Genomic DNA, 12,371 nt, shown 5'->3' with positions numbered 1-12,371 from the left:
GCGAGCAGTTGTGAGCAAATGTGAGCCCTTACGAAAGGGAAAACACCGTGACGGTGACTCGCAGGTCCGTACTGATCGCCGGCACAGCGACTCCCGTGGTCCTCGCGGGCGGCTCCGTCGCAGGGGCCGCCGAGGAAACCGCTCTCCGCGCCCGGACCGCCACGGGAGGGCGGACCGTCCCGCTCCGCGACGGCTGGCGCTTCGCGCTCGTCAATCCGGGTGGCCTCACCGACCCCACCGGCGCGTACGCCCGGGCCGCCGAGCCCGACTACGACGACTCGGCGTGGCGGCGGATCGCCGTACCGCACGACTGGAGCATCGAGCTCAGCCCCACCACGGAGCACGGCACGACCGGCGGCACCGGATTCTTCCCCGGCGGCCTCGGCTGGTACCGCATCGCCTTCACCCTCCCGAAGGCGTACGCGGACAAGCGGATCTCCGTCGAGTTCGACGGCGTCTACATGGACTCGGCCGTCCACTGCAACGGGCAGCTCGTCGGCCAACACCCGTACGGCTACACGGGGTTCGCCCTGGATCTCACCGATCTGCTGCACACGGACGGCACCACCGTGAACGTCATCGCGGTCAAGGTCCAGAACCGGCTCCCCAGCAGCCGCTGGTACTCGGGCAGCGGGATCCACCGCGAGGCCCGCCTGGTCGTCACCGATCCGGTGCACGTCCAGCGGTGGGGCACCCAGGTGACGACACCGGAGATCCGGAAGGACCGCGCGCTGGTACGGGCGCGGACGAGCGTCGTGAACGCGTCGGGCGACGCGAGACGGGTCGAGGTGCGATCGGCGGTCGTCGACCCGGACGGCCGTACGGTGGCGCGCGGGACGTCCACGGTCACGGTCGGCGCGGACCCCGCGACCGTCACGCACGACCTCACCGTCCGAGGTCCCCAGATGTGGGACATCGACACACCCGCGCTCCACACCCTCAAGACCGAACTCCGTGTCGACGGCCGCACCGTCGACACCTACGAAACCCCCTTCGGTATCCGCCACTTCACCGTCGACGCCGACAACGGCCTGACTCTGAACGGCCGTTACCTCAAACTCCGCGGCGTCAACCTCCACCACGACCTGGGCGCCCTCGGCGCGGCGGTGAACGCGGACGCCGTGGAACGCCAGCTGAAGATCATGAAGAGTATGGGTGTCAACGCCCTGCGCACCTCGCACAACCCGCCCGCCCCCGAGGTGATCGCGGCCTGTGAGCGGCTCGGCATCGTGATGATGGTGGAGGCCTTCGACTGCTGGCGGCGCGGCAAGAACCGGTACGACTACGGGCGCTTCTTCGACGCGCACAGCGACGCCGACATCGCCGAGATGGTCCTGGCCGCCCGCAACTCGCCCGCCGTCATCATGTGGTCCATCGGCAACGAGATCTCCGAGTTCACCTCCACGGAAGGTCTCGGCATCGCGGACCGGCTGATCGCCGGGGTGAAGGCGCTGGACACCACCCGCCCGATCGTCATCGGCTCCCACCGGCACCGCAGCCTGCCCGCCGTCGGATCGCCCGCCGACCTGATCCTCGCCAAGATCGACGGTCTCGGCCTCAACTACAACACCGCCGCCTCGGTCGACGCCCTGCACGCCCGCTATCCGCGCCTCTTCCTCTTCGAGTCGGAGTCCTCGTCCGAGACCTCCACCCGTGGGGCGTACCAGGAGCCGGAGCGCCTCAACACGGGCGAGAACCACACCCCCGGCCGGCGCGCGACCTCCTCGTACGACAACAACCTCGCAGCCTGGACGATGAGCGGCGAGTACGGGCTGAAGAAGGACCGGGACCGGAAATGGTTCACGGGCGAATTCCTGTGGTCGGGAATCGACTACATCGGCGAACCGACGCCGTACGACGTCTTCCCGGTCAAGGCGTCCTTCTTCGGCGCGGTCGACACGGCCGGCTTCCCGAAGGACATGTACCACCTCTTCAAGAGCCAGTGGACCGACAGGCCCATGGTCCATCTGCTCCCGATGAACTGGACCGACCACCGCCCGGGCGAGCTGGTCGATGTCCGGGCGTACGCCAACGTCGACACGGTGGAACTCTTCCTCGACGGAAAGTCCCTGGGCACAAGGAAGTTCGACGAGAAGAGGACCACCGACGGGCGTACGTACCTGGAGACCACCGAGGCCACGGGCGACGACAAGACCGTCACCGGTGGTCCCTGGCCCGGGAGTTACACCAGCCCCAACGGCAGCGCGGGCAAGCTCCACCTCGCCTGGAAGGTGCCGTTCGCGCCGGGCGAACTGAAGGCGGTGGCGCGGAGGGACGGCAGGACCGTGGCCACCGATGTCCTGCGCACCGCCGGGAAACCGTACGCGCTGCGCCTCACCTCCGACCGCAAGTCCCTTGCCGCCGACGGCCGTTCACTGTGCTTCGTGACCGCCGAGGTGGTCGACGCCCGTGGCGTGGTGGTGCCCGGCGCCGACCACACCATCGCCTTCGACGTGGACGGCGGATCGCTGGCCGGCGTCGACAACGGACGCGAGGAGAGCGCCGAGCGCTACCAGGCGAGCACCCGAACGGCCTTCCACGGCAAGGCCCTGGCGATCGTCCGTTCCGGCACCGAGGACGGACGGCTCACGCTGCGGGCGCGCTCGGCGGGACTGCGGACGGCGACCGTGACCGTCCGCGCCACGGTCGCCCGCCCGAAAGTCCTCACCCCGGCGGCCGACTTCGCCCCCGACCCCGGACCGGGGGCACCCAACTACCCGCTGGCAGACGCCAGTTACTCGGGCCGTCCGGACACCCTGCCCGCCGCGATGCTCGACGGCGACCCGGCCACCGGCTGGTCCAACGCGTTCCTCAAGGCGGCCACGGCCCTGCTGCCCGCCTTCGACGGCGCCCGCGAGGAGGACTGGGTGTCCGTCGAGTGGGGCCGTGCCCGCTCCTTCGACCGGATCGAGGTCTCCTTCACGGTCGGCGCCACGCACTCCCTGCCCGCCTCGGTGGAGGTCGCCGCCTGGGACGGGCACCGCTATCGGCCCGTGAAGGGAGCCGACGTCGACTGGGCCACCGCGTCCGACGCACCGACGGTGATCACCTTCGACGCGGTACGCGGCAGCCGGCTCCGGCTCACCATGAAGAGCCGCCACCCGGGCGAGGTCCGGGGTGCCCTGCGGATCAGCCGTCTGGAGGTCCCGCCTCGCTGACCTGACGCCCACTCACCTGCCTTTCACTCACCTGATGTTCACTCAGCTGCCGTTCCCCCGGCTGCTGTTCGAGGGCCGGGTGTTCGTCAGCCGGGTGCTCGTCGGTCCGGTGGGCCTCCCGGTACTCCTCGGCCGTCGGCTTCGCCACCTGGGCGCCTTCGCCGTACAGCGCGCGCGAGAGACGGGCCCGCAGGCGCCGCATGGGCAGCCGCCCGTTCGGGCTCGGCACGCCGTTCGCGTCCTCGGCCGGGCCGAGTTCGAGCGGCCGGGGCTGCTCGTGCTGGGTGAGGGTGTGCAGTTCGGCGGGGGAGAGGGGCCGGTGCTGTTCGACGTACTCGCCGTGCGGGAGCCGTTTGATCACGCCGGTCTCCCGGCCGTGCAACACCAGCTCCCGGTCCCGGAGTTGGAGGGCCAGACAGATGCGCCGGGTCGCGACGAAGACGATCACCGGGACCACGAAGAGCGCGATCCGGACGGCCCAGGTGACCGTGTTGATCGACAGCTGGAAGCGGGTGGCCACGATGTCGTTGCCGCCGCCCGCGAGCAGGATGAGGTAGACGCTGATCCACGCCGTGCCGATGGACGTACGGACCGGCCGGTTGCGCGGACGGTCCAGGAGGTGGTGCTCGCGCTTGTCACCGGTGATCCAGGACTCCAGGAACGGATAGGCGCCGATGAAGATCAGCAGAAGCGGGAAGACGACGATCGGGATCAGCACGCCGAGGACCAGCGTGTGCCCGGCCACGTTGATCTCCCAGCCGGGCATGATGCGCACCAGGCCTTCCGCGAAGCCCAGATACCAGTCCGGCTGCGCCCCCGTGGACACCTGGTCGGCGCGGTAGGGACCGTACGACCAGACCGGGTTGATCGACGCGATCGCCGAGATGAACGCGATCATCCCGAACACCAGGAAGAAGAAACCGCCCGCCTTCGCCAGGTAGACGGGCATGAACGGCGTGCCCACGACGTTCCGTTCGGTCTTCCCGGGGCCTGGGAACTGGGTGTGCTTGTGGTAGACGACCAGGATCAGATGCGCGACCACCAGGGCTGCCATGATCCCCGGGATCACCAGAATGTGCAGCGAGTAGAAGCGCCCGATGATGTCGTGCCCGGGGAACTCGCCGCCGAACAGGAAGAACGACAGATACGTTCCGACGATCGGCACGGACAGGATCGCGCCGTCCACGAACCGCATCCCGGTGCCGGACAGCAGGTCGTCCGGCAGCGAGTAGCCGAAGAGACCCTCGAACAGTCCGAGGAGCAACAGCGTCCAGCCGAACAGCCAGTTGACCTCACGGGGCCTGCGGAACGAGCCCGTGAAGAAGTGCCGCATCATGTGCATGAGCATCCCGGCGATGAAGATCAGCGCCGCCCAGTGGTGGATCTGCCGGATCAGCAGACCGCCCCGCACGTCGAAGCTGATGTCCAGCGTGGACGCGTACGCCTCGGACATCCGGACGCCGTTCAGCGGGACGTAACTGCCGTGGTAGGTCACCTCGTTCATCGACGGATGGAAGAACAGCGTCAGATAGACGCCGGTCAGGATCAGGATGACGAAGCTGTAGAGGCAGATCTCCCCGAGCAGGAACGACCAGTGGTCCGGGAAGACCTTGCGCAGGTACTTCTTGCCGAGGGTGTGGGTGCCGAGGCGGCCGTCGAACCAGTCGGCGACGCGCTGACCCGAGGACTCCTTCGCCGCCCGTCGTTCGGTGGTGGTCACGCGGTCCCCTCCTTCTGGTCCTTCTCGCCCAGGTGCACGTGCGTGAGCTTCTCGGGGTTGGAGACGATGTAGAGACCGGACACCCGGTCGCCCTCCGGGGTGAGGTCCATGACCATGACCGCGTACGGGGAATCGCCCGCGAACAGCACCGCGGCGTCGTCGCCGTTGACGCGCCGGTAGCGGATGTCCAGCCCCGGCACGCCGCCCCTTGAGGCGTAGGAGGCGATGAGGCGGATCGCCTTGTCCCGCCCGTGAATCGGCCGCAGCCCCGCCGGACGCCGTTTGCCGCCGCCGTCGGTCCACATCGTCACGTCCGGCGCGAGGATCTCCATCAGGGCGCCGATGTCCCCGCCGAGAGCGGCCTCGACGAACCGCTCGGTCGCCTCTCTTCGTACTCGCGGATGCGCCTCGTACAGCGGCCGACGGGCATGTACGTGCCGGCGGGCGCGATGCGCGAGCTGGCGGACGGCCGCGGGGCTGCGGTCGATGACCTCGGCGATCTCGGTGTGGGCGTAGCCGAACACCTCGTTCAGGACGAACACCGCCCGCTCCAGCGGGGACAGCGACTCCAGGACGACGAGCATCGCCATCGACACCGACTCCCCGCGCAGCACACGGTCGGCGGCGTCCGCGGACGCCGTCTCGGCGGACGCGGCCACGAGCGGCTCGGGCAGCCAGGGCCCGACGTACGTCTCGCGCCGGCGGCTGATCACGGCCCGTCGTTTCAACGCGTGGTTCACCGCGATGCGTACGAGGTAGGCGCGCGGGTTGTCGATCTCCCGGAGCGGGGACCGGTCGCGGCTGCCGGACCAGGACAGCCAGGTGTCCTGGAGTACGTCCTCGGTGTCCGCGACGCCGCCGAGCATGGTGTAGACGATCGCGAACAACAGCTCGCGGTGGTCGATGAACAGCCGGGTCGCCGTGTTCGGTGCCTCGACGGTCTCCGGTGCCGGACTTTCGGACATGCGTGTGCCTCCCGTAGCGCGCTCACCCATGCGAGGGCCGCGGAGGTCCGGAATGTGACAGACGGCGGCTGGAATGTGACGCAGGTCTCAGGCGGGCCGCCTCGGGTTCGTGGGGGCCGTACCTGCTGGGTACCGATTCGTATGGCACTTGACCTGCATGTATTTACGAGTCAGTACCCGCGCGGTACCGTGAGGGCATGCCTGCTCTCAACGTGGAATTCAGCGAGCGTGAGCTCGAGGATCTGCGCCAGATCGCCAAGGAGCGCGGTACGTCGATGAAGGCCCTGGTTCGCGAGGCGGCCGCGGCCGACATCGTGCGGCACCGAGCGCTGCAGGAAGGCGCGGACGTCTTCCGCCAGTTCTTCGCGGCGCACGCGGACGAGTTCGCCGAGGCCTTCCCCGACGACGAATCACCCACCAGGGGCGAGGGGCGGGCCGCCTGACTCATGGCACCCGTCATCCATATCGACGTGCCCTGGCTGCTCCAGCGCCATGAAGAGGTGCTGCCCGACCAGCCGACCGTCAACGACTTCTCGGTGCTCGTGGCCGCCGTGGCCCGGCACCGGGTGGACCCGCCCCGGCTCGGGGTGGACTCGGACCCGGCCTGGCGTGCCGCCGCGCTGCTGCACACCCTGGCCCTGCTGAAGCCGCTGCCGTCCGCCAACGCCCGTTTCGCCTGCGCGACGGCGGTCTCGTACATGTTCGTGAGCGGCGTCGGGATCGACCCGCCGTACGGGGCGCTCGTGGACCTCGCCCGCGACCTGATCTCCGGCAAGGTGGACGTCTTCGCGGCGGCCGACCGTCTGCGGTCCTGGCAGATCTGAGCGACCCGCCCTCGGGGCCGCCGACCGAGGGCGGGAGGATCGGGGTCGGCGGCCTGTTTCGCGCGGGAGAGCCGCCGTCCCGTGCGGGGCCTCCGAGAAGGGCCGGTACCAGTGGACTACGCCCTGGCGCGCGCGGGGAGCGTGCGAGAGGCGCCGGCGCGGGCGCGCGCTTCACACGGGGCGCGCATGGCAACGATTGCCATTTCGAAATGTGATGCGGCCGGGGCGAGTTGACCCGGGCGGGGCTGACTTTCCTTCAATGCGCGGATGTTGCTGAAGTACCTCAAGTGCCTTGTTGGGTGTGAGAGTTTTGTGCAAGGGTGAACTTCTTCGCACATGGCCAATGGTCAGGTCTGATTCGCTGCTCGGGATTTCATCGTGTCGTCGGGCTCAAAAGGCTCACGGCCGATGGACGTCGAGTGGTCGACATCCCGGCCGCTTTCCGTGCGTCAAGCCAAGAAGGTATGCACCAACCAGGCGCTCCTTTTCGGCGGTCACGACTTCTGTGTGCCACCTTGTGCCTTGGAAGGAAACCGCTCAGTGCACACCCCCCACCCGCCTCGTCCCCCGTATCCGCCCGGCTCCGGAGCCGCTCCCGGGGAATCCGACGAGAGCCTCGCCGCCCTCCTCAGAGCGCAGCCGGAGGGCGAGCTCACCCACTCGGTCGCGCTGCTGCTCGCGCGACACTGGCAGCCGACACACGACTACGCGGTCATCTGCCTCGCTTCCTCGGCGAACGTCGCCTCCATGGTCACCGCCGCCGCGTTCCAGCAGGTGCTGGAACACCTGCGGCGTGCCGGGTCCGCCGTCGCCCTGCGCCCCCAGCTCCTGGTGGCCGTGCGGGACATCATCAAGGCGTGGTCCGCGGAGGACCGGATATCCGCGGTGCTGCCGGATCTCCGGAAACCCGCCGGGGGTCGCGGTATGCGCGCGACGAAGTCCATGACGCCGGAAAATCGCAAGCTCGCCGAACGTTCTTTCCAGTCCCTCCCTGGACTCGCCCAGTGCGTGCTGTGGCACACCGAGGTGGAGGCCGAGCCCATATCCGTACCGGCCGGTCTGCTGGGTATGGATACCGACACCGCGTCGGCAGCGCTGGAGCAGGCCCGGGAGAAATTCCGGGAGGGCTGTGTTCGGGCCCATCGTGAACTCGCGCCGAACAAAGACTGCCGCTACTACAACCGTCTCCTGGACGTTCCGATTCGCTGCGGGGGCGCACTGCTCCCCGATGTGCAGCAGCATCTCCTGGAGTGCCGCTTCTGCCGTTACGCGGCCGAGCAACTCAGTCATTTCGAGGGCGGGTTGGGCGGTCTGCTCGCCGAGTCGATGCTCGGCTGGGGTGCCCGCCGCTATCTCGAGTCGCGGCCCAGCCGCGGCCACTCGGGTGCCCGTCCCGGCCGCAACAGCGGCAGACGCCCGGGCGGCGGCGACCGCCCCCGTCTGCTGTCCCAGCTCTCCCCCCGGCCGTCCCGGCAGGGGCGCCACTCCTCGCCGGGCTCCCGGCACTCGAAGGCGCTCCTCACCGGAGCGGGCCTCGTCTCGGTGGCTCTGCTCGCCTCCGTCCTGGTCGCCAGCGTGTGGTCGTCGGACGACGGCGACGCGGACCCCTCGGCCTCCGCCGGTGCGTCCAGCAGCGTCGTTCCGGGGGCCGGCGGACAGACCCCGCCCGCCAGGTCCTCGTCCCCGCCCAACTCGGCGGGCCTGCCGACGCCCCCCGGGCAGACCCGGCTGCGCAACCTCGCCGCGGACCTCTGCCTCGACATCAAGGACGGCCGGGCCAAGGCCGGTGTCGGCACCAAACTGGAGACGTGCTCCGCCGCCGCGACACAGAAGTGGTCGTACGAGGAGGACGGACTCCTGCGCAGCGTCTCCGAACCCGAGCTGTGCCTGGACTCCCACGTGGACGCCGGCGTCGTCGTCCTGGGCCGCTGCGTCGCCGCGTCGGCCAAGCGGGGCGACGACGTGCGCTACGACCTCACCGTCCAGGGCGAGTTGCTGCCCCGCTGGCAGGAGGGGCTCGCCGTCGCCCCCTCCTCCACGGACCCGGACGCGGAGGTCGTGGTGAAGATCCGCGACAGGTCGGACGAACAGCGCTGGCTGACGGACGCCACCGCCGCCAGCCCCGAGTCACTGTCGATCGCCGGTACGGGCACGCCCTCGTCCGACCGGCCGGCCACCGCCTCGCCGTCCGCCGAATCGGACTCCGGACCCGACTCCGACTGTGCCGAGTCCCCGTGCGAGGTGGAGCCGTCGGCGGCGGAGAAGGACGCGGAGCCGGAGCCGACCACGACCGTGTCCGGGCCCTACTCGGAGCGCCGCGCCATAACCGTGGACGACTCCGCCTCGCGGCCCGTCGCGCCGGTGCCCCTTCTGTCGGCGCGGACGGTCTCGAACCTCCGTCTCTGACCCGGTCCTCCCGGGATCCGGTCCCGTTCCAGCCACGTCTCGCGCCGACCGGGTCCCGCTCCGGCCGGGTGCCAGGAGACGACGTCCCGGGGTGGTGCGCCCGCCAGGAGCCCGGTGACGTTCTGGACGGCGGCCGGCGCGATCCGTACGAGGGTCTCGCGGGTGACGCCGGCGACGTGCGGCGGCGAGAGCACCACGTGCGGGGCCTTGAGCAGCCGCAGGGCCGGTGTGGGAGGTTCGGGGTCGAAGACGTCGATGCCCGCCCCGGCCAGGGCACCGGACTCCAGCGCGTCCGCGAGGGCCTCCTGGTCGATCAGCGCGTGCAGCGTGACGTAGTCCGACGCGCGCAGCAGCTCGTCGAGGCCGACGTGGTGGGCGCCGTCGAGCCGCGCTTCGGTCTCGGGTCCGACGGGCCGCGGTCCGGCGTACAGGACGGTCATGTCGGAGGCGACCGCGCGGCGGGCGACCTCCTGGCCGATGTGGCCGAGTCCGATCACGCCGAGGGTCTTGCCGGACAGTTCGGTGATGGACCGCTGGAGCCGATGGTGCACACGGGGACGTTCCGGGCGCGGGCCGCTTCGAGGTCCACGTGGCCGAAGCCGCGGCCGCGCACTGGACCAGCTCCGACTCCCGTGCGGAGGCGATGTGTCGGGCGGTGACGGGAGCGAGCCCGGTGCTGACGACGTGCGCCTCGCGCAGCGCGGCCGGGTCCTCGTCGGCCGGCTCGACGACGGTGCCGCGGGCCTCCTTCGGGAACAGCGTGGCGAGCCCGGCACCGCCCGAACGGCCGCCCACGTGGGGCGGGATGACGACCGGGACGTTCGTCGACGTGGACGCGGGGACAGAGGCGGAAGCGGCGGGAGCAGGGCCGGGGGAGTCGCCGGTCATCCGGTCTCCTCTTCGAGGTCGTCGGCGCTGACCGTCGCCGGGCCCGCGTGACCGGACAGGGCGAGGGTGAGGTCGAGTTCGGCGAGCAGACAGCGGATGACGTGTTCCACCCCCGCCTGGCCGTCGAGGCCGAGCCCGTACGCGTACGGACGTCCGACGAGTACCGCCTCGGCGCCCAGCGCGAGCGCCTTGAAGATGTCGTCGCCCGTGCGGATCCCGCCGTCGAAGAGGACGGTGAGCCGGTCGCCGGCCGCCTCGACGACCCGGGGCAGCGCGTCGGCGGCGCCGACGGAGCCGGCCACCTGGCGCCCGCCGTGGTTGGAGACGACCACCCCGTTCATGCCGGCGGTGACGGCCCGGCGGGCGTCGTCCGGGTGCAGGATGCCCTTGAGGACGATGGGACCGTCCCAGTTCTCGCGCAGGAACTCCAGGTCGGGCCAGGTCTTCGCGGGATCGGCGAACATCCCGATGAAGTGCATGACCGCCGCGTTCGGGTCCTCGTCCACCGGCTTGGCCAGGCCCGCCTGGAACGCCGGGTCGGAGAAGTAGTTGGCGGTGCCGATCCCGTGCAGGAACGGCAGATACGCCTGGTCCAGGTCGCGTGGCCGCCAGGCGAGCAGCGGTGTGTCCAGCGTGACGAACAGCGTGCTGAATCCGGCCGCCTTCGCCCGGTTCAGGAAACTCCTCGTGACCTCGCGGTCCTTCGCCCAGTACAGCTGGAACCAGCGCTCCGCGTCACCCATCGCCTCGGCGACCTGCTCCATGGGGGTGCTGGACGCCGACGACAGGATGTACGGCACCCCCTGCGCCGCGGCGGCCCGGGCGGCGGCCGACTCGGCGTCCGGGTGCATGATCGACAGCACGCCGACCGGCGCGAGGGCGAGGGGAGCGGGCAGCGGGCGCCCCAACACCTCGACGGACAGATCGCGTTCGTGGACATCGCGCAGCATGCGGGGCACGATCCGGCGCTGTTCCAGCGCGGCCCGGTTCGCCCGTGCCGTACTGCCGTTGCCCGCACTGCCCGCCACATAGCCGACCGGACCGGGTTCGAGCCGCTGCTCCGCCAGCTCCTCCAGCCGGGTCAGATCGGTGGGCAGCCGGGGCACCGCGCCCGTCATGCCGTTCAGGTAGATCTCGTACTGGAAGTCCGCCCAGTGCTTCGTCATCCGTACGTCCCGCCTCTCGCCCTTGATCCCGCCGTCGAGACCGTGCCGCTCGCGCTGGAGACCGTGCCCTGTTTCCGCGGACACCACGCTGCTCCTGCGATGATCCTGACGAGCGGGACAAGATCCGTCCACCGCCGACGCGAAGATCGCCCGGCCCGCCGGGCCCAGCCGGTGAACGGGCCGCTCTCAGCTCGTGAACGACACGCGTACGGCGACCAGTTCGCCGGCCGGACCGAGCTCCGCCGACACGGGGAACCAGCCGTCGCCCTGACCGGGCATCGTGCAGAGCACGCGCGCGCCGCCGACCTCGACGGTTCCGGACTCGACCGCGGAGGCGCGGACCTCGCGCATGACCTGCCAGTGGTGGGAGTGCGGGCGGAAGTCCACCATCAGCCGCCGTCCAGGGTCGGCGTCCTTCCAGTCGAAGAGGGCACCGGCCCGGCGCATCGCCTCCGGCACGGTCAGCCCCGTCCAGCCCCTGACCCCGTCCTCGCCCACCTCACCGAGCGCGGGAGCCCCGAACTCGGCGGCGGCCTCCTCCTCGGCGGCTCCCCAGAACGCGACGTCGGCCAGTCCGTCCACGGGCTCGGCGTGCTGCCAGGCGTTCAGCGCGTCGGCGTCCCCGAAGAGCAGCCGCGCCCAGTCGACCCGGATGTCGCCGAGTTCCACGCGCTTGGCGGCGGGGGCCGGGTCCACCGGGATCACGATGCCGGCGCCCGACGCCAGTACCGGGAGGGCCCGGTCGCGGGGCAGGCCGCCGAGCGCCACGACCGGTACACCGTGCATCAGGAAGCTGCCGCCGCCCCGTGCCGCGCACCGCCGGACCCGCTCCCGGTGCGGCACTCGCTCGGCACAGGCCTCCAGCCGGGCGTCGAAGCCGTGCTCCTGGCAGTGCGCGTCGAAGAGTTCACGTATCCGCGCGACTCCGGACGCCGGTATGTCGTGGAGCGTGCGGCCGGGCTGCCGGTCGAAGGAGTGGGCCGCGGTGTCGGCGTCGGGGCCGGTGATCGTGAAGTCGGTCGCTCCGCTCACATCGGCGGCGACCTCCGGATCCTGGACGCCGAACGCACCGGGGTCCACCTCCGCCGGTGACCGCTCCCCGCTCCACATGCCCAGGTGGCCACCGTCGAGGACCACCAACTCACCGGACGGACACGTGATCGCGCCCAGCTCGTAGATCTCTTCCATGGCGCGGCAGTCTACGAAGGCACCGCACCCGGACGGCCCCGAGCCGAGCCGGCTGT

8 protein-coding genes and 1 pseudogene are annotated in these 12,371 nt (G+C 70.6%); 4 read left to right on the top strand and 5 right to left on the bottom strand.

Annotation, left to right across the window (positions count from 1 at the left end):
- Positions 1 to 47 precede the first annotated feature (47 nt).
- Entirely contained in the window at positions 48 to 3,158 is a 3,111-nt protein-coding gene (locus ACH4YP_RS00270; RefSeq protein WP_398488646.1) for a glycoside hydrolase family 2 TIM barrel-domain containing protein, read from the top strand.
- On the opposite strand, the gene ACH4YP_RS00265 is transcribed toward ACH4YP_RS00270, so the two are convergent.
- The gene (locus ACH4YP_RS00265) at positions 3,130 to 4,878 is read right to left on the bottom strand and encodes a cytochrome bc complex cytochrome b subunit (protein ID WP_398488644.1); all 1,749 of its coding nucleotides are present in this window, start codon (positions 4,876 to 4,878) and stop codon (positions 3,130 to 3,132) included. The genes ACH4YP_RS00270 and ACH4YP_RS00265 overlap by 29 nt on opposite strands.
- Positions 4,875 to 5,843 carry an RNA polymerase sigma factor SigJ gene (gene sigJ, locus ACH4YP_RS00260; protein WP_398488643.1) on the bottom strand — a complete coding sequence of 323 codons (969 nt, stop codon included), beginning with the start codon at positions 5,841 to 5,843 and terminating at the stop codon, positions 4,875 to 4,877. Before sigJ ends, ACH4YP_RS00265 begins: the two co-directional genes overlap by 4 nt.
- Positions 5,844 to 6,040: 197 nt before the next feature.
- Between sigJ and ACH4YP_RS00255 the strand changes: the two genes are divergently transcribed.
- The 3 genes from ACH4YP_RS00255 (at position 6,041) to ACH4YP_RS00245 (ending at position 9,073) form a co-directional block, all read left to right on the top strand.
- Positions 6,041 to 6,286: a hypothetical protein gene (locus ACH4YP_RS00255; RefSeq protein ID WP_361067971.1), complete on the top strand. Its 246-nt coding sequence runs from the start codon at positions 6,041 to 6,043 to the stop codon at positions 6,284 to 6,286.
- 3 nt (positions 6,287 to 6,289) lie between these two features.
- On the top strand, positions 6,290 to 6,667 hold the full coding sequence (locus ACH4YP_RS00250; protein ID WP_055617647.1) for a hypothetical protein: 378 nt from the start codon (positions 6,290 to 6,292) through the stop codon (positions 6,665 to 6,667).
- Positions 6,668 to 7,207: 540 nt separating this feature from the next.
- Positions 7,208 to 9,073, top strand: coding sequence for an RICIN domain-containing protein (locus tag ACH4YP_RS00245; RefSeq protein ID WP_398488642.1), 1,866 nt, complete (start codon positions 7,208 to 7,210; stop codon positions 9,071 to 9,073).
- A gap of 74 nt (positions 9,074 to 9,147) precedes the next feature.
- Here the strand turns inward: ACH4YP_RS00245 and ACH4YP_RS00240 are convergent.
- The 3 genes and pseudogenes from ACH4YP_RS00240 to ACH4YP_RS00230 all read right to left on the bottom strand — a co-directional run.
- A pseudogene (locus ACH4YP_RS00240) lies at positions 9,148 to 9,961 on the bottom strand (2-hydroxyacid dehydrogenase); the annotation flags it as partial.
- The gene (locus tag ACH4YP_RS00235) at positions 9,958 to 11,127 is read right to left on the bottom strand and encodes a lactate 2-monooxygenase (RefSeq protein ID WP_398489420.1); all 1,170 of its coding nucleotides are present in this window, start codon (positions 11,125 to 11,127) and stop codon (positions 9,958 to 9,960) included. The gene ACH4YP_RS00235 and the pseudogene ACH4YP_RS00240, both read right to left, overlap by 4 nt.
- A 186-nt stretch (positions 11,128 to 11,313) precedes the next feature.
- On the bottom strand, positions 11,314 to 12,315 hold the full coding sequence (locus tag ACH4YP_RS00230) for a hypothetical protein (RefSeq protein WP_398488640.1): 1,002 nt from the start codon (positions 12,313 to 12,315) through the stop codon (positions 11,314 to 11,316).
- Between the last annotated feature and the right edge of the window lie 56 nt (positions 12,316 to 12,371).

The organism is Streptomyces sp. NPDC020747 (genome assembly GCF_044334695.1).
In the GTDB taxonomy this organism is placed as follows: Bacteria; Actinomycetota; Actinomycetes; order Streptomycetales; family Streptomycetaceae; genus Streptomyces.
This window is presented reverse-complemented; position numbering and strand designations above follow the sequence as displayed.

Bases quoted from the DNA above. Each gene is read 5' to 3' on its own strand.
- sigJ (WP_398488643.1), bottom strand. From the start codon at position 5,843: ATGTCCGAAAGTCCGGCACCGGAGACCGTCGAGGCACCGAACACGGCG.
- ACH4YP_RS00255 (WP_361067971.1), top strand. From the start codon at position 6,041: ATGCCTGCTCTCAACGTGGAATTCAGCGAGCGTGAGCTCGAGGATCTG.
- ACH4YP_RS00250 (WP_055617647.1), top strand. From the start codon at position 6,290: ATGGCACCCGTCATCCATATCGACGTGCCCTGGCTGCTCCAGCGCCAT.
- ACH4YP_RS00235 (WP_398489420.1), bottom strand. From the start codon at position 11,127: ATGACGAAGCACTGGGCGGACTTCCAGTACGAGATCTACCTGAACGGC.
- ACH4YP_RS00230 (WP_398488640.1), bottom strand. From the start codon at position 12,315: ATGGAAGAGATCTACGAGCTGGGCGCGATCACGTGTCCGTCCGGTGAG.